The sequence below is a fragment of the Shinella pollutisoli genome (assembly GCF_024609765.1).
GTDB classification, from domain to species: domain Bacteria; phylum Pseudomonadota; class Alphaproteobacteria; order Rhizobiales; family Rhizobiaceae; genus Shinella; species Shinella pollutisoli.
Map to the genome: position 1 here is coordinate 53092 of NZ_JANFDG010000027.1, position 16888 is coordinate 69979.

At 70.0% G+C, this 16888-nt stretch carries 15 protein-coding genes; 4 read left to right on the top strand and 11 right to left on the bottom strand.

Translation table 11 applies throughout. The features are described from left to right. Window positions 1-106 precede the first annotated feature (106 nt). The gene (gene xseA / locus NNZ72_RS19915) at window positions 107-1687 is read left to right on the top strand and encodes an exodeoxyribonuclease VII large subunit (RefSeq protein WP_257317295.1); all 1581 of its coding nucleotides are present in this window, start codon (window positions 107-109) and stop codon (window positions 1685-1687) included. A gap of 3 nt (window positions 1688-1690) precedes the next feature. Here xseA and NNZ72_RS19920 read toward each other — a convergent pair whose 3' ends face one another. The 5 genes from NNZ72_RS19920 to NNZ72_RS19940 all read right to left on the bottom strand — a co-directional run bounded on the left by NNZ72_RS19920 (window position 1691) and on the right by NNZ72_RS19940 (window position 5785). Next, window positions 1691-2479 (bottom strand): pyrroline-5-carboxylate reductase family protein, encoded by a 789-nt coding sequence (locus NNZ72_RS19920; RefSeq protein WP_257317296.1) that lies wholly within the window; start codon window positions 2477-2479, stop codon window positions 1691-1693. Beyond that, window positions 2476-3711: an aminopeptidase gene (locus NNZ72_RS19925; RefSeq protein ID WP_371747791.1), complete on the bottom strand. Its 1236-nt coding sequence runs from the start codon at window positions 3709-3711 to the stop codon at window positions 2476-2478. Before NNZ72_RS19925 ends, NNZ72_RS19920 begins: the two co-directional genes overlap by 4 nt. A 69-nt stretch (window positions 3712-3780) precedes the next feature. Further along, entirely contained in the window at window positions 3781-4254 is a 474-nt protein-coding gene (gene ybaK, locus NNZ72_RS19930; protein ID WP_257317299.1) for a Cys-tRNA(Pro) deacylase, read from the bottom strand. Between the two features lie 3 nt (window positions 4255-4257). Further along, the gene (locus NNZ72_RS19935; RefSeq protein WP_257317300.1) at window positions 4258-4602 is read right to left on the bottom strand and encodes an arsenate reductase; all 345 of its coding nucleotides are present in this window, start codon (window positions 4600-4602) and stop codon (window positions 4258-4260) included. 13 nt (window positions 4603-4615) lie between these two features. After that, complete coding sequence (locus tag NNZ72_RS19940; RefSeq protein WP_257317301.1) at window positions 4616-5785, bottom strand: amino acid aminotransferase; 1170 nt, start codon at window positions 5783-5785, stop codon at window positions 4616-4618. 155 nt (window positions 5786-5940) lie between these two features. Here NNZ72_RS19940 and NNZ72_RS19945 point away from each other — a divergent pair, with 155 nt between their 5' ends. Further along, window positions 5941-6807, top strand: coding sequence for an endonuclease/exonuclease/phosphatase family protein (locus tag NNZ72_RS19945; protein WP_371747792.1), 867 nt, complete (start codon window positions 5941-5943; stop codon window positions 6805-6807). Here the strand turns inward: NNZ72_RS19945 and NNZ72_RS19950 are convergent. Beyond that, on the bottom strand, window positions 6779-8236 hold the full coding sequence (locus NNZ72_RS19950; RefSeq protein ID WP_257317331.1) for a phospholipase D-like domain-containing protein: 1458 nt from the start codon (window positions 8234-8236) through the stop codon (window positions 6779-6781). The two genes, NNZ72_RS19945 and NNZ72_RS19950, sit on opposite strands and share 29 nt — an antisense overlap. Before the next feature lie 120 nt (window positions 8237-8356). After that, entirely contained in the window at window positions 8357-9415 is a 1059-nt protein-coding gene (locus NNZ72_RS19955; RefSeq protein ID WP_257317303.1) for a M14 family metallopeptidase, read from the bottom strand. Window positions 9416-9567: 152 nt separating this feature from the next. On the opposite strand from NNZ72_RS19955, the gene NNZ72_RS19960 reads away from it, so the two are divergent. Together NNZ72_RS19960 and NNZ72_RS19965 are read left to right on the top strand one after the other, a co-directional pair. After that, window positions 9568-10128 carry a methylated-DNA--[protein]-cysteine S-methyltransferase gene (locus NNZ72_RS19960; protein WP_257317304.1) on the top strand — a complete coding sequence of 187 codons (561 nt, stop codon included), beginning with the start codon at window positions 9568-9570 and terminating at the stop codon, window positions 10126-10128. Between the two features lie 98 nt (window positions 10129-10226). Next, entirely contained in the window at window positions 10227-11789 is a 1563-nt protein-coding gene (locus NNZ72_RS19965; protein ID WP_257317305.1) for a D-aminopeptidase, read from the top strand. Between the two features lie 54 nt (window positions 11790-11843). Here NNZ72_RS19965 and NNZ72_RS19970 read toward each other — a convergent pair whose 3' ends face one another. From NNZ72_RS19970 to NNZ72_RS19985, 4 genes are read right to left on the bottom strand one after another with little or no spacing between them, the layout of a single operon-like run. Beyond that, window positions 11844-13358 carry an ABC transporter substrate-binding protein gene (locus tag NNZ72_RS19970; protein WP_257317306.1) on the bottom strand — a complete coding sequence of 505 codons (1515 nt, stop codon included), beginning with the start codon at window positions 13356-13358 and terminating at the stop codon, window positions 11844-11846. Window positions 13359-13390: 32 nt separating this feature from the next. Continuing rightward, window positions 13391-15058, bottom strand: coding sequence for a dipeptide ABC transporter ATP-binding protein (locus tag NNZ72_RS19975; protein WP_257317309.1), 1668 nt, complete (start codon window positions 15056-15058; stop codon window positions 13391-13393). Beyond that, on the bottom strand, window positions 15055-15909 hold the full coding sequence (locus NNZ72_RS19980) for an ABC transporter permease (RefSeq protein ID WP_371747793.1): 855 nt from the start codon (window positions 15907-15909) through the stop codon (window positions 15055-15057). Before NNZ72_RS19980 ends, NNZ72_RS19975 begins: the two co-directional genes overlap by 4 nt. Next, window positions 15906-16844 carry an ABC transporter permease gene (locus NNZ72_RS19985; RefSeq protein ID WP_257317311.1) on the bottom strand — a complete coding sequence of 313 codons (939 nt, stop codon included), beginning with the start codon at window positions 16842-16844 and terminating at the stop codon, window positions 15906-15908. Before NNZ72_RS19985 ends, NNZ72_RS19980 begins: the two co-directional genes overlap by 4 nt. Between the last annotated feature and the right edge of the window lie 44 nt (window positions 16845-16888).

The window sequence follows — 16888 nt, forward strand, 5'->3', positions numbered from 1 at the left end:
CGAGTGTCGGCGCGCGAGCCTGCCCGAGGCTGGCGGCGCGCAGAGGACTGGGGACGTCCCCCGTCCGGCCCTGTCTTCCGCCGCCAAAGGCATTAGACTTCGCCGCATGAGCTTCTTTTCCGACAGTGATTCGCAGAGCAACCTCGCCGAATATTCGGTGTCGGAGCTTTCCGGCTCCATCAAGCGCACGATCGAGCAGGCGTTCGACCAGGTGCGCGTGCGCGGCGAGGTCTCCGGCTATCGCGGCCCGCATTCCTCGGGCCACGCCTATTTCTGCCTGAAGGACGACCGCGCCCGCATCGACGCGGTGATCTGGAAGGGCAATTTCTCGCGGCTGCGCTTCAAGCCGGAGGAGGGCATGGAGGTGATCGCGACCGGCCGCGTCACCACCTTCCCGGGCTCGTCGAAATACCAGATCGTCATCGAGACGCTGGAGCCGGCGGGCGCCGGCGCGCTGATGGCGCTCCTGGACGAACGCCGCCGCAAGCTCGCCGCCGAGGGCCTGTTCGACGCGGAGCGCAAGAAGCCGCTGCCCTTCCTGCCGAAGGTGATCGGCGTCGTCACCTCGCCGACCGGCGCCGTCATCCGCGACATCCTCCACCGCATCGCCGACCGCTTCCCGGTCCACGTCGTCGTCTGGCCGGTCAAGGTGCAGGGCGAGGGCTCGGGGGCGGAGGTGGCGGCGGCGATCGAGGGGTTCAACGCGCTTCCTCCCGGCGGCGCGGTCACGCGACCGGACGTGCTGATCGTCGCGCGCGGCGGCGGCAGCCTGGAGGATCTCTGGAGCTTCAACGACGAGATCGTCGTGCGCGCGGCGGCGGCCTCGGAAATCCCGCTCATCTCGGCCGTCGGGCACGAGACCGACTGGACGCTGATCGACCACGCCGCCGATCGCCGCGCGCCGACCCCGACGGGAGCGGCCGAGATGGCCGTGCCGGTGAAGGCCGACCTCGACGCGGCGATCGCCTCGCTCGCCGCACGCCTCGGCGGCGCGATGACGCGGCAGATGGAGAACCGGCGGCAGGGAGTGCGGGCGCTTTCCCGCGCCATCCCCTCGCTCGACCAGCTGCTCGCGCTGCCGCGCCGCCGCTTCGACGAGGCCGCCGCCCGGCTCGGGCGCGGGCTGGAGATGAACACGGTCAACAAGCGGCGCGCCTTCGAGAGGACGGCGGCGCACCTGCGGCCCGACATGCTGCTTGCCCGCCTCGCCGAGCGGCGCCAGCGCGTCGCCGAGCGGGCGGACCGGGCCGAGCGGGTGATGGAGCGCCGGCTCGACCGGTCGCGGGCGCAGGTCGCCGCCCTCGACGTGTCGCTGCGGGCGATGCCCGCGCGCATCGCCGTCCAGACCGGCCGGCTGCGCGAGCGCCTGTCCGGCCTTGCGCTCAGAGCCGAAAGCGCGCTCGCCGGCACGCTCGGCCGCCGCCGGGCACTCCTGCAGGCGCAGGGCCGCATGCTCGAATCGCTCTCCTACCGCAACGTGCTCGGACGCGGCTACGCGCTGGTGCGCGACGAGGAAGGCCATCCGGTGAAGGGGGCTGCGGAGCTCGGTCCCGGCCGGGCGATCGCCATCGAATTCGCCGACGGCACGGTCGACGCCGTCACGGGCGGCGGCGGCGCGCCGCCGCGACGCAAGCCCGCGAAACCGCAGGAAGGGGACCCGCCGCCGCGGCAGGGCTCGCTCTTCTGAGCCCTATTCCGAGCCGCGGGCGGCGCGGCGGTGGGCCGCGTCGAGGCCGCGGAAGACGGCATGGGCGATGTCCGCCTCCATCATCGCCGCGAGGCCGGAGGCGGTCGTGCCGCGATATTCCATGAAGAGATCGACGATGTCGGCCGGCGTCTGCCGCAGGGTGGCGATCTGGGTCGCCGCGCCCAGGAAGAGCTGGCGCACGGCGATGTCGGCCGTCTCCGGGTCGATGCCGGCCTCGACCGCATGGCGGATCATCGCATCGGCGAAGAGCGCGGGAAAGGCCGGGCCGGAGCCGGTGAGCGCGGTGAAGTAGTCGAGCTCCTCCTCGCTGAGGACATAGTGCGCCCGGCCGGAGGCCGAGAAGAAGGTCTCGGCGAAGTCGGCCTCCTCCTCGCGCACGTTGTCGGTCGTAAACCACGGGGTGAAGGACTGCCGCTGCTCGGCGCAGGCGTTCGGCATGGCCCGCACGATGCGGCGCGCGCCGAAGCGGTCGGCGATCTCCCCGGCGCTGACGCCGGCCATGACGGAGATCACCAGGCGGCCGCGCAGGTCGAGCTCGATCTCGTCGAGGTCCGTCGGGCGGACGGAGAGCATCACGATATCGGCGGCGTCGGCGAGCACCCGGTTGTCGGTCGTCATGTGCACGCCGGGCCAGGCCTCGAAGCCGGAGATCGCACCGGAACGCGAGGAGAGGACGAGGTCCTCCGGCTTGACGATGCCGTCGGCGAGCACCGGACGCAGCAGGGCGCTGGCAAGCCAGCCGCCCCCGCCGATGACGCCGAGCATCGTCATGTCCATTCGCCTCCGCGCATGACGGGGACGCGGCCGCCGTCGGCGGCGAGCCCGTTGATGTCCACCTTGTCGGAGCCGATCATCCAGTCGATGTGGATCAGGCTCTCGTTGCCGCCCTGGGCGCGGATCTGCTCGGGCGTCAAGGTCGCGCCGTCGAGGAAGCACTTGGAATAGCACTGGCCGAGCGCGATGTGGCAGGAGGCGTTCTCATCGAACAGCGTGTTGTAGAAGAGGATGCCGCTCGCCGAGATCGGCGAGGAATGCGGCACCAGCGCCACCTCGCCGAGCCGGCGGGCGCCCTCGTCGGTGTCGAGCACCTTGGTAAGCACCGCCTCGCCCTTCGAGGCCTTCGCCTCGACGATGCGGCCGCCCTCGAAGCGCACGCGGATGTCGTCGATCAGCGTGCCCTGGTGGGAGAGCGGCTTGGTGGAGGAGACGTGGCCTTCGACGCGCAGCGCATGCGGCGTGGTGAAGACCTCCTCGGTCGGGATGTTCGGGTTGCAGGTGATGCCGTTCTTCGCCGTCGAGGCGCCGCCGTGCCATTCGTGGCCGTCGGCGAGCCCGACCGTCAGGTCCGTGCCGGGTCCGGTGAAGTGCAGCGCCGCGAAGCGCCGGCCGTTCAGCCAAGCGGAGCGCTTGGCAAGACCGGCATTGTGCGCGGCCCAGGCCGCCACCGGGTCGGCGACGTCGACGCGCGAGGCGGCGAAGATGGCGTCGGCGAGTTTTTCGACCGCCACCTCCTCCGGATCGTCGGGGAAGACCTGCTTCGCCCAGGACGGGTTCGGATAGGAGACGATGTTCCAGTTGATGTCGAAATTGGCGATCTTCTCCAGCGCCGGCTTGTAGGCGGTCGAGTTCGCCTTGTTGGCGCGGGCGACCTTTGCCGGGTCCTCGCCGGAAAGCAGCATCGGGTTGTCGCCGGCGATCGCCAGGCGCGCAGCACCCGCGGCATAGGCCTTGGCCATGCCCTCGTAGAGCCAGTCGGTCGCCCGGTCGAAGCTCTCGTCGGGCGCGTGGCGGTAGCGCGCGAGCGTCGCCTCCTCGTCGGAATAGAAGGTGCTGACGAGGCCGGCGCCGGCGATATAGGCATGCTTGGTGATGAGCCGGGCGAGCGGAAGGGCTGCGACCGGCGCGGTCATGACGAGGTCCTGCCCCTTCTGCAGCTGCAGGCCGACGCGCACGGCGACCTCGGCGAGCTTTTCGAGTTTCTGGGGATCGACGGGAGAGTTCATGAGCATGCCTGCCTTTGATTTCGGGACGGGGGAAATCTAGAGCGCTTTGCCGCCGATGAGAAGGCGCTTTCAGGCGACGACGGACGCGGCCACGGCCTTCAGCGCGGCAAGGGCCGCGCGCGGCGAGAGCCTGACCTGCAGGCCGCGCTGGCCGCCGTTCAGGTAGACGAGATCGTGGGCGAGCGCCGCCGCCTCGATCGCCGTCGGCACCGCCTTCCTCTGGCCGAACGGGCTGATGCCGCCGACATGGTAGCCGGTGAGCCGCTCGGCGTCGGCGGGCTTCATCATGCCGGCCGACTTGCCCCCGAAGGCGCTCGCGAGCTTCTTCATGCTCACCTCGCGGTCCGACGGCACGACGACGCAGACCGGCCTGCCGTCCACCTCCGCCATCAGCGTCTTCAGGACGCGCGCCGGGTCCTCGCCGATCGCCTCGGCGGCCTGGAGGCCGACCCGGTCGGCGTTCGGATCGTAGTCGTAGGCGTGGACGGTGAAGGCGACGCCGGCCTTCGTCAGCGCCTGGGTGGCGCGCGTGGTCCTCGACATGGCTCAGAACAGGCTCTCGTAGACCACGGGCTTGAAGCCGGCGGTGAGCACGCCGTCGCGGTCGAGGATCGGCCGCTTGATCATCGACGGTCCGGCGAGCATCAGCGCCACGGCCTTGTCGGCGTCGATGTCCTGCTTGTCCGCCTCCGGCAGGGCGCGGAAGGTGGTGCCGGAGCGGTTCAGCACCGTCTCCCAGCCGAGCTCCGAAACCCAGCGCTTCAGCGTTTCCGCCTCGATGCCTTCCTTCTTGTAGTCGTGGAGTCGGTAGGCGATGCCCCTCGCGTCGAGCCAGGCGCCGGCCTTCTTCATCGTGTCGCAGTGCTTGAGGCCGTAAAGCGTGACGGTCATGACGGTCTTCCTCTCAAAGGCTCAGGAATTTCTCGACGACGGTATCGACCTCGGCGCTCTTCAGCCCGGCGATGTTGATGCGGCCGGAGGCCGGCATGTAGATCGCATGCTCGGCGCGCAGCTTCATCACGCCGGCCTCCTCGAAGGGCAGCAGCGAGAACATGCCCTCCTGGCCGGCGACCGCCGTCAGCACCTGCCAGCGGCGCGACAGGCCGGCGGCCAGCCGCTCGCGGATCGAGACGATCCTCCGGCGCATGGCTTCGAGTTCCTCTTTCCAGTCGGCGGCAAGCGCCGGATCGCCGAGGATCGTGCTGACGACGGCCGAACCGTGGTCCGGCGGCATGGAATAGCTGACGCGGGCAAGGCCGGCGAAATGACCGCGCACGACAAGCGCCGTCTGCGCATCGCCGCAGGTCGCATAGACCGCGCCGGTGCGCTCGCGGTAGAGGCCGAAGGACTTCGAGCAGGAGACGGCGACGAGCGCCTCCGGCACGATGTCGAGCAGGGTGCGCAGTCCCGCAGCGTCCTCGTCGAGGCCGCGGCCGTAGCCCTGGTAGGCGATATCGACGAGCGGCAGGAGGCCGCGCGCGGCGATCAGCTCGGAGACGGCGCGCCACTGGTCGGCGTCGAGGTTCGCGCCGGTGGGGTTGTGGCAGCTCGCGTGCAGCAGGACGCCGTCGCCGGCTGCCGCGCCGGAGAGCGCCTCCATCATGCGGTCGAACAGCACCATCTGCGCGGGAACGTCGAAGAAGGGATAGGTCGCGACCTCGAGGCCCGCGGCCTTGAGGATCGCCGCGTGATTCGGCCAGCTCGGCAGCCCGAGCCAGACGCGGCGCGTGCCCGTCCGCGCCATCAGGTCGGCGGCGATGCGCAGCGCCCCGGAGCCGCCCGGCGTCTGCAGCGCGGCCGTCTCGCGGCCGCGACCGGCCTCGCCCGCCGTCAGCGTCCAGAGCCGGTCGAGGAAGACCGGGTCGCCCTCCGGCCCGACATAGGCCTTGGTCGGCTGCGTCTCGACCAGCCGGCGTTCCGCCGCCTTCACCGCGCGGAAGATCGGCGTCGCGCCGGTCTCGTCGCGGTAGACGCCGACGCCGAGGTCGACCTTGCCGGCGCGCGCATCGGCGCCGTAGAGGCCGATCAGGGCGAGCAGCGGATCGTCGGGCTGACGGGCGAGGACTTCGAACATGGCGGGCTTCCTTCTGTGCGGGACCGATCCGGGTTTAGAGCATTTCCGGCAAAAGTGCGAAGCGGTTTTGCGCAGGACAATGCGCAAGCACAAAACCGCCGCGAAATCGACCGCGATCTTGCCGGGCGGGCGCACGGACCCATATGATGTCGCGGATGCCACGAGGAAGACCGTTGGACAGGAAACAGAACGCAAGGATCACGCCGGCCGCCCTGCTTTCGGCCGTCCGCAACCGGCGCGGCCACAGGCCCGCCGACAGCAACCGTCCCGGCGACACCGTGATCGCCTCCTACAACGTGCACAAATGCGTGGGCGTCGACCGGCGCTTCGATCCGGAGCGCACGGCGGAGGTGATCGCCGAGATCGGCGCGGACATCATCGCCATCCAGGAGGCGGACAAGCGCTTCGGCGCACGCTCCGGCCTGCTCGACCTCGCCGTGCTGGAGGAGGCCTGCGGCCTCGTGCCGGTGCCGATCACGGCGCTGTCGTCCACCGGCCACGGCTGGCACGGCAACATGATCATGATCCGCAAGGGCGCGGTCGGCGGCGTGCGGCAGCTGAAGCTGCCGGGCGTCGAGCCGCGCGGCGCGCTGGTGGTGACGCTGGACTTCCCCGAGGGCAAGCTCCGGCTCGTCGCCGCGCATTTCGGCCTGCTCAAGCGCTCGCGCGAGCAGCAGGCGCTCGCCGTGCTCGCCTCCGTCGCCGAGGAGGAGGACATGCCGACGCTGCTCGTCGGCGACCTCAACGAATGGCGCGTCGGCCGGCGCTCCTCGCTGTCGCGGCTGCATCCGGTCTTCGATCCCGCCTCCGGCGCCGTGCCGAGCTTCCCCTCGCGCTTCCCCGTGCTGGCGCTCGACCGGGCGCTCGGCCATCCGCACGACCTCGTCACCTCCGTCGAGGCGCACGACACGCCGCTCGCCCGCGTCGCCTCCGACCATCTGCCGATCAAGGCGCATATCGACCTCGGCGCCGTGTGGCGGCGCGCCTACGACCTCACAGATAGGGCGAGCCGAGCCATGTGATGCGCTCGACGAGCCGCTGCACGAAGGGCCGGGCGCGCAGCGCCTCGAGCCGGACCGGCTCGGCGGCGGCAAGCGCGGCGGCGATGCGCCGGCCGATCAGGTCGGCGAACTCGGCGTCGATCACCTCCAGGTCCACCTCGAAATTGAGCCGCAGCGAACGCGGGTCGATGTTCGAGGAGCCGACATAGGTCCAGATCCCGTCCACCACCGTCAGCTTGGAATGGTTGAAGGCGCCCGCCGCGCGCCAGATGCGGCAGCCGTGCTTGAGGAGCTGGTCGAACTGCGCGGTCATGGCGAGGTCGACGAGCTTGAGGTTGTTCGACGCCGGCACGACGATGTCGATCTCCACGCCGCGCCGGGCGGCCGTGACGATCGCGCCGATCAGCTCGCGGTCGGGCAGGAAATAGGGCGACATGAAGCGGATGTGCTTCTTGGCGACCGAGACGGCGCCCATCAGCATGCGGTGGTTGGTCTCCACGCTCTTGTCCGGCCCCGAGGCCACCACGCGGGCGAGCACCCCCTCGCCCGGCGGATCGGGCGGGGCGACGATCTGCCATTGCGCCCCGGACAGCTCCTCGCCGCCGGAAAAGCGCCAGTCCTCGTAGGCCGTGCGGAAGAGATCGCCGACGACCGGGCCGGTGACGCGGAAATGGGTGTCGAGCGCCGCCGCCCTGCCGCCGTGGGCGGCCGAGAAACCGGCGCGGATGTTGAGGCCGCCGGTGAAGGCGACCGCCCCGTCCACCACCAGGATCTTGCGGTGGGTCCTGAGGTTCGCATAGGGCAGGCGCAGGCCCATGACGATGTTGCCGTTGAACACCTCCGTCGGCACGCCCGCCTTCTGCAGCGTGCCGACGATGGAGGGAATGGAATAGCGCGCGCCGACCGCGTCGATCAGCACCCGCACCGCCACCCCGCGCCGGACGGCGGCGGAGAGCGCCTCGACGAAGCGTTCCCCGATCGGGTCGCGGTCGAAGATGTAGGTCTCGAGCAGCACCGAGCGCTCCGCGCCGGCGATCGCCGCCAGCATGACGCCATAGGCCTCGTCGCCGGTCGAGAGCACCGCGATGCGGTTGCCGGAGGTAAGCTTGCCGCGGCCGACCGTGTCGCCGAGGCGCTGCATGGCGGCGAGCGCGCCGCCGAAGGTCACCTGCACGTGCTCGTTGGAGACGTCGTAGCCGGCCATGTGCGGCCAGCCGGCGATGAGGCCCTCGCGCGTCAGGTTCAGCGTCTTGCGGCGGATGCGGTTCACGCCGCCGACGGCATAGATCAGCGCGCCGACCACCGGCGACAGCACGATCACGCCCACCCAGCCGATCGCCGCGCGCACCTCCTCCTTGGTCATCGTCGCATGGATGGCCGCCGGCACGCCGAGGACCAGCGAGAGGACGACGAAGATATGCGGCCAATAGGCGGAAAGCGTCTCGAACATGATGCTGCGGATCATCCCAGGTCGGCGGCATGCGATGCCGCCGACACTATATCGGGCGAATGGCCGCGATTGCGAGAGGCGAAGGGACGCGGCCGCGCGATTCTCCTGTGCGGTCGCCCGTCAGTCCTCCAGCGTGCCGGGCTTGCGGCCCTCCTGCGCCCGCTCGCGGCAGGCGATCTTCATCAGGTCCTCGCCGCGGCGGACGAAGCGGGCGGAGGTGCGGGTGGCGACGAGGCCGGCGTGCCCGGCCCTGACCTCCAGCGCCCCGTCCAGCAGGCCGGGCCGTACGAGCAGCGTGGCGAGGAGGTCGCCCTTCGCCACGTCGTCGCCGACATCGGCGTGGAAGAGGACCGTGCCCGGCTCGGGCGCGCGCACCATCTCGATATTGTCGAGCGGCACGGCGGGGCCGGCATAGCGGGCGGGCGCGTGGCCGGGATCGGAAACGACGCCGCGGCCGGCGAGGAAGCGCCAGAGCCCCTCGGCATTCGCCCTCGCGCTTTCCGCATCGACGTCGCGCTTGCCGCGCAGCTCCACCGTCACGGCGAGGCGGCCGGGCACGGCGGAAAGCGGCGCGCCGCCCCGGCGCTTGAAGGCGTGGCCGACGGCTTCCTCGAAGGCCGTGCTCTCGCCGTCGGAGAGGAAGACGGCGCGCATGTCGAGCGCGGCGGCAAGATCGGCCACCTCCGGCCAGAAGGCCGCGTCGACATAGGCATATTGCAGCGATTCGTCGTCGCAGTGCAGGTCGATGACGAGGTGGCTGCCGAGCGCCATGTGCAGGAGCCGGCGCTTCAGCCGGTCGACGGCGCCGCGGCGCTCGATGCCGTCCATGAGCGTCTCGCGTTCGGCGAGCGCCACCAGCGGGAAGTCGCGGTTGAAATTGGTGCGGGTGCCGAGGTCGAAGCGGCCCTGCATCTCGCCGAAATGCGCCTGGGCGAGGCCGATCGGGTTGGCATGGGGGATGACGGCGATGTCGCCGCGGATCGCGCCTTCGGCTTCGGCGCGGCGCAGGCGCTCGCAGAGGAAATGCGCCAGCGCCGTGCCCGGCAGCTCGCCGGCATGGAGCGCCGCCTGGATGTGGACGGAGGGCGCGGACGGGTCGGCTCCCCTGAAGCGGTAGACCGGCAGGCGCCATTCGATGCCGCCCGTGTCGCCGCCGATGATGATGTCCTCGATGTCCATGCCGTGCCTCCGCCGGTTCGTTCCGCCGGCGGGTTATGCGGATCGCGGCCGGCCGGCGCAAGACCGCAAATATCGCCGTGCCGGCGGAAAACGGGTTGCACCGCGGCGGGCGAAGCCCGATCTTGAGGGAAAGCGAACAGGGAGGCCGTTCCATGACCGGCGCCACGCACTACCACATCTTCGACACGGAAAGCGGCCCCTGCGGCATCGCCTGGACTGCGGCGGGCGTCCTCCGCTTCCAGCTTCCCGCCGAGGACGCGGCGACGACGCGCCGCCTGCTCCTGCGCCATCTCACCGACGCCGAACCGGCCGAGCCGCCGCCGGCGGTGGCGGACGCCGTCGCCGGGGCGAAGCGCTACTTCGCCGGAGAGCCCGCCGACTTCACCCGCGTGCCGCTCGACCTCTCCGGCCAGAGCGCCTTCTTCAAGGACATCTACGCCGCCGCGCGGAATGTGCGCTGGGGCGAGACGACCACCTACGGCGCGCTCGCCAGGGATCTCGGCGCCGGCCCGGAAGGTGCACGCGAGGTCGGCCAGGCGATGGCGAAGAACCCCGTCGCCCTCATCATCCCCTGCCACCGGGTTCTCGCCGCCGGCGGCCGGATCGGCGGCTTCTCCGCACCGGGCGGCACGGCCTCGAAGGAGCGGATGCTGGCGCTCGAAGGCGTCTCCTTCGCCCCGCCCGCCCCCGCGCAGCAATCGTTCGGGTTCTGAGAGCCGCGCAAACCTATCAGTTTTGCCGTCTACACGCGGCGGTCCGGAGCGTGTACCTCAGGGGTGACAGACACCATCGCCAGCCCTGAGGAGCCGCCATGCCGCCGATCGACCAAGCCGCCCTGGAACGCCTTGCCGAAAGCATCCCGAACGAGGTCCGCGGCCCGGGCGGGGCGATCGGCGTCGTCAAGGACGGCAGGACCGTGCTCCGCCACGTCTGGGGCTACGCGGACCCGAAGCGGCACCTGCCGATGACCGCATCGATCCGTTTCCCGATCTGCTCGATCAGCAAGCAGTTCACCTGCGGCGTGCTCATCGGCCTCGGGCGGGACCTCGACAGCTTCGAGCCCGCGGTGCGGGACTGGCTGCCGAATCTGGAGACGCCGCGCCCGGGCGTGCGCGAGCTCTGCAACAACCAGTCGGGGCTCAGGGACTACTGGGCGCTCACCGTGCTCCACGGCGCCGATGCCGAGGGCGTGTTCCGGCGCGAGGACGCGCGGCCGCTCCTCGCGCGGATGCGCAGCACCCATTTCGCGCCGGGCAGCCGCTACTCCTATTCGAACGGCAACTACCGCCTCCTCTCCGACCTGATCGAGGATGCCGCAGGACGCCCGCTCGCGGAGCTCTACCGCGAGCGGATCTTCGACGCCGCCGGCATGGCGACGGCGGAACTCCTGCCGGACACCGCGACCCCCGCCGACGGCATGGTCGGCCACGAGGGCAACGATGCCGTCGGCTTCTTCCCGGCGACGAACCGCATCTACTGGACCGGCGACGCCGGCATCTCCGCCTCGCTCGACGACATGCTCGCCTGGGAGCGCTTCATCGACGGCACGCGCGACGACGAGGACGGCCTCTACCGGCGCCTCTCGCGGCCGCAGACCTTCTCCGACGGCCGGCCGGCACCCTACGGCTACGGGCTCGCCCACGACACGATCGGCACGGTGGCGACGACCGGCCACGCCGGCGCGCTGCGCGGCTTCCGGGCGCAGCGCCTCCATGCCGCTTCCGAGCGGCTCTCGGTCGTCGTGCTGTTCAACCACGAGGGTCCCGCCGGCGAGACGGCGACGCGGCTGATGAAGGCGGCGCTCGGGGTTCCGGCGGAGACGGCGGCCGGCGCCGCGGCCGATCCCGCGTGGAACGGCCGCTATCTCGATCCCGAGACCGGCCTGCTGCTGACGCTCTCGGCCAATCCCGCCGGCGTGAGCGCGGTGTTCGCCGGCGCGCCCGAGCAGCTGGCGGTCACCCGGGCGGACGGCGCCGCCTCCGCCGCCATGACGCTCGCCCGGCGCGGCGACGCGGTCGACTACGAGCGCTGGCGCGAGAACCTCAGGGGCACGGCGACGCGCGTGACCGGCACGGCGAGACCGGACATCGCCGGGCGCTACCATTCCGCCGAGCTCGACGCCGCCTTCCGGGTCGTCGACACGGGCGGCGCCCTCTACGGCCATTTCGAGGGCTTCCTCGGCAAGGGCGAGATGGCGCCGCTCTATCCGGTGGCCGACGACCTCTGGGTCCTGCCGTGCCGGCGCTCGATGGATGCGCCCGCGCCCGGAGACTGGACGGTCCGCATCGCGCGCAACGGCGACGGCTCGGTCGGCGGGCTGACGCTCGGCTGCTGGCTCGCCCGCAACGTCGGCTACGTGCGGATGGGAGCCTGAACGCAGGACGCCCGCCCGGCATGGCCGGACGGGCGTCCTGCCGTCTTCAACCCGTCAGTTCTTGACGGTGTCCTCCAGGAAGAAGCGACCGAGCGGGTTCTGGGTGAAGTTCTCGATGTTCTTGCGCGTCACGTTGATGAAGGGGCTGTAGTAGAGGTCGATCCAGTGGACGTCGTCCTTCGCCGTCTTCTGGATCTCGACATACATCGCCTCGCGCTTGGCCGGGTCCATCTCCAGCCGCGCCGCCGCCACCAGGTCCTTGACCTTGTCGTTCTTGTAGCGGGTCATGTAGTTCATGTTGGTGTCGTGGCCGACGACGAAGGTCGTCTTCTGGTCGGGGTCGAGGATGTCGTTCGTCCAGTACATGACCGACAGGTCGTAGTCGCCGGCGATCAGCATGTCCCAGGTCTGGCTCGGGTCCATCTTCTGCAGGTTCACGGTGATGCCGGCCTTTTCGAGCTGCTGCTGCAGGAGGACGGCGATCTGCTCGTCGACCTCGTTGCCGGCGTTAACCAGGTAGTTGAGCGTCAGGCCGCTCGCGCCGGCCGCCGCCAGCAGCTCCTTGGCCTTTTCCGGGTCGTAGGGGCGCTGCAGGTTGTCGGCATAGTGGTAGAGCGCGCCCTTCGGCACGAACGAATAGGCGACCTCGCCGTAGCCGAAGGTGACGGTGTCGACGATCGCCTTCTTGTCGATGGCATAGTCGAGCGCCTCGCGCACCTCCTTCTTGGAGAGCTCCGGGTGCTCGTGGTTGATCAGCAGGTGGTCCTCACGCGTCGAGGTGTCGAGATGGACCGTCAGGTTCTCGTCCTTCTGCAATTCGGCGACGCGCGAGAAGGGCACGAAGATCGCCGCGTCGAGCTGGCCGGCCTGCACGTTCAGCATGCGGGTGTTGTCGTCGGGAACCGAGATCCACTCCACGCCGTCGAGCGAGACGCGGTCGGCTTCCCAGAAGTTCGGGTTCTTCTCCAGGATGACGCGGTCGCCGCGGCGCCACTCCTTGACGGTGAAGGCGCCCGAGGCCACCGGGGTTTCGGCATAGGCCTCCTCGCCGAGCGATTCCATGCCGGCCTTCGAGATGATCGAGGCGCCGGGCATGGCGAGCGTGGAGAGGAACGGCGCCGAGGCGCCCTTGAGCTTGATCACCAGCGTCTTCGGATCGGCCGCCTCGGCCGTTTCGATCACGCTGTAGGAATCGCTCCAGAGCGAGCCCTCGTTGTCGCGGATGCGCAGCAGGCTGAAGGCGGCGTCTTCCGCGGTGACCGGGCTGCCGTCGGAGAACTTCGCATCACGCATCGTGAACGTGTAGGTCAGCGCGTCGTCGGAAATCGTCCAGCTCTCGGCGAGGCCCGGCTCCAGCCTGGTGCCGGTCTTGTCGACGCGCACCAGCACGTCGTAGACGTTCGAGAAGACCCAGAAGTCGATGTTCTGCGCCGTCTTGATCGGGTCGAAGGTCGAGGAGTCCTCGCGCCGGCCGATGGTCAGCACGCCGGCAGCCTCGGCGATACCCGCGCCGGCGGTAAGCGAGGTCATGGCCGCGACCAGACCGACTTTCATCCATTTCTTCAACATCTCACATTCCCCTTTTGTTGGCTTGCGATGGTTCAGGCAGCAGCGGGCGCCGTATCGCTCCTGGGCGCCAGAAGTTTCTTGTCCGGATCGATGTCGGGCACCGCGCCGATGAGCGCGGCGGTATAGGGTCTCTGCGGACGCGCGAAGATCTCCGCCGAGGGCCCGTCCTCGACGACCTCGCCGTGGTACATCACCAGCACGCGCTCGCAGAGATTGCGCACGATGGCGAGGTCGTGGGCGATGAACAGCAGCGTCAGGTTCATGCGCGCCTTCAGCTCGGCGAAGAGGTCGACGATCTGCTTCTGGATCGTCACGTCGAGGGCCGCCACGCATTCGTCGGCGATGATGAGGCGCGGGTTGACGGCGAGCGCGCGGGCGATGCCGACGCGCTGGCACTGGCCGCCGCTCAGGCTGCGCGGCTTGCGGCCGGCGAATTCGCGGCCGAGATGGACGAGGTCCAGGAGCTCGTCGATGCGGCCGGGGATGTCGGCGGAGGGCATGCCGTTGACCTTCAGCACCTCGCCGAGCGTCTCGGCCACCGTGAAGCGCGGGTTCAGCGCGTTGAGCGGGTCCTGGAACACCATCGCCGTCTCGCGCCGGAGTTTTGCGAGCGCCCTGCCCGGCTGTTGCGCGAGGTCGACGCCGTCGAAGGTGACGTGGCCGGAGGAGAGCGGCGTCAGGCCGAGGATGGCGCGGGCGAGCGTGCTCTTGCCGCTGCCCGATTCGCCGACGATGCCGATCGTGTCGCCCTCCATCACCTGGAAGCTCACGCCCTTGACGGCGCTGACCTGCTTCCTGCCGCCGAAGCGGAGGAACGAGCCGCCGACGTCGAAGCGCACATGCAGGTCGTCGACCTCCAGCAGCGGACGCGCCTGCCTGTGGGCGGCCGCCGGCTTCGCCTCCCCGGCGGCCGGCAGCGACGGGTGGCTGCCGATCAGCATGCGGGTGTAGTCGTGCCTCGGCGCGGCGAGCACCTCGCGCTTCGGCCCCTGCTCCACCAGCCGCCCGCCGCGCATGACGGCGATGCGGTCGCAGGTCTGGGCGACGATGCCGAGGTCGTGGGTGATCAGGATCACCGAGAGCCCGAGGCTTTCGCGCAGGTCGAGCAGCAGCTCGAGGATCTGCGCCTGGATCGTCACGTCGAGCGCCGTCGTCGGCTCGTCGGCGATCAGGATCTTCGGGCGGCAGGAGAGTGCGGCGGCGATCATCGCCCGCTGGCGCATGCCGCCGGAGAACTCGTGCGGATAGCTGTCGTATTGCCGCGACGGATCGGGGAAGCCGACCTTGGCCAGCATCTCGACCGCCGCCTCGCGCGCCTCCCGCCCGCCCGCGCCCTCGTGGAAGCGGATGCCCTCGGCGATCTGGTCGCCGATCTTCATCACCGGGTCGAGATGGCTGGTCGGGTTCTGGAAGATCATGCCGATCTCGCGCCCGCGCACGGAAAGCATGTCGGCGGTGCTCGCCCGGACGAGGTCGCGGCCCTCCAGCATCACCGACCCGCCGTCGACCGACAGGCGCCGCGACGGCAGGAGGCCCATGACGGCGCGGCAGAGCAGGCTCTTGCCCGAACCGCTCTCGCCGACGAGGCCGAGGATCTCGCCTTTCGCAAGGTCGACCGAGACGCGGTCGATCAGGGTGCGCGGCTCGGGCCCGCCGTGGAAGTTCACCACCAGGTCGCGGATCGACAGGAGCGCCGTCATTCGTGCACTCCGAGCAGGTCGCCGAGCGCGTCGCCGAGCAGGCTGAAGGCGAAGGCGAGGAAGACGATGGAAAGGCCGGGGAAGAGCGTGATCCACCAGGCGGTGGTGACGAAGGGCTGGCCCTCGGCGACCATGATCCCCCATTCGGCGGTCGGCGGCTGCACGCCGAGGCCGAGATAGCTGATGGCGGCGCCGTTGAGCAGCACCAGCACGGCATCCGACATGACGAAGACCAGCGAGCCGGCAATCGCGTTCGGCAGCAGGTGGCGGAACATGATGCGGGCCCGGCTGAAGCCGAGGCTGACGGCGGCGACCGCATAGTCGCTGTTCTTCAGCACGAGGATCTGCGCGCGCACCAGCCGCGCGTAGGAGACCCAGCCGACCAGCGCCATGGCGATGTAGAAGCTCGCGAGCCCCGGCCCGAGGATGGCGATGATCGACAGCATCAGCACCAGGAAGGGGAAGGCGAGGATGATGTCGATGACGCGCATGAAGACGGTGTCGACGATGCCGCCGAAGAAGCCGGCGACGGTGCCGAGCAGCGTGCCGATGACGAACGGGAAGGCGACGCCGATGAAGGCGATCTGCAGGTCGATGCGGGTGCCCCAGATCACCCGCGACAGGACGTCCCGGCCGAAATTGTCCGTGCCGAAGGGATGGGCGAGCGAGGGCGGCTGCAGGCGCACGTCGGCCATCTGGGCCACCGGATCGTAGGGCGCGACGAGGGGGGCGGCGAGTGCCAGCAGGATGAAGAAGGCGAGGATGCCGGCGCCGGCGAGGAGCGACAGATGCTCCCCCAGCCAGCGGCTGAGCCCGCGCGAGACGGGAAGGCGGACGGCGGGGGCGCTCACAGCTTCACCCTCGGGTCGACCGTCACCGTTATGATGTCGGCGAGGAAGTTCACCAGCACCGTCGCGCAGGCGAAGACCATGGCGACGCCCTGGACGACCATATAGTCGCGCGAGAAGATCGCCCGCACCAGCAATTGCCCCATGCCCGGCAGCGCGAAGACGCTTTCGACGACGACGCTGCCGCCGATGAGCCAGCCGATGTTGACGGCGAGCAGGTTGATCGTCGGCACGAGCGAATTCGGCAGCACGTGGCGCCAGAAGACGATGCCCTCCGGCATGCCGCGTGCGCGTGCCGCCGTCGCCACGTCCGAGCGCAGCGAATGGATCATCGCCGCCCGGAGGCTGCGGGTGATGACGGCGGAAAGCGAGAGCGCGATGGTGAGGCTCGGCAGCGCCAGGTGCCAGAGCTTCTCCGGGATCGTCTCGCCGTAGCCGGAGACGGGGAAGAGGTCGAGCTGCACGCTGAAGAAGATGATCAGCATCAGCGCCAGCCAGAAGGGCGGGAAGCCGATGCCCATGGTGGAGACGATGCGCACCGCGTGATCGGGCAGCCGGCCCTGGCAGCGGGCGGCGATGGCCGACATCGGCAGCGCGATCAGGATGGAGAGGACGACGCTCGTCAGCACCAGCATCAGCGTCGGCTCGATGCGGGTGGCGATCAGCTTCAAGACGTCGATCTTGTAGAGGATCGACTTGCCCATCTCGCCGCGCCCGAGATTCTCGATGAAATAGAAATATTGCAGCCAGATCGGCTCGTCGAGGCCGTACTGCTCGCGGATGCGCGCGATCGCCGTCGGGGTCGCCCTGGTGCCGAGCAGCACGCGCGCGGGATCGCCGGGAATGAGGCGCACCAGCACGAAGGTGATGACGCTGATGCCGAACAGGACGGGCAACAGCTGCAGCGGCCGATAGAGAACGAACTTATATCGATGCATCTGTCCGGTGTTCGCCCCTGTCTTGCGATGCGGGATGTCGGCCC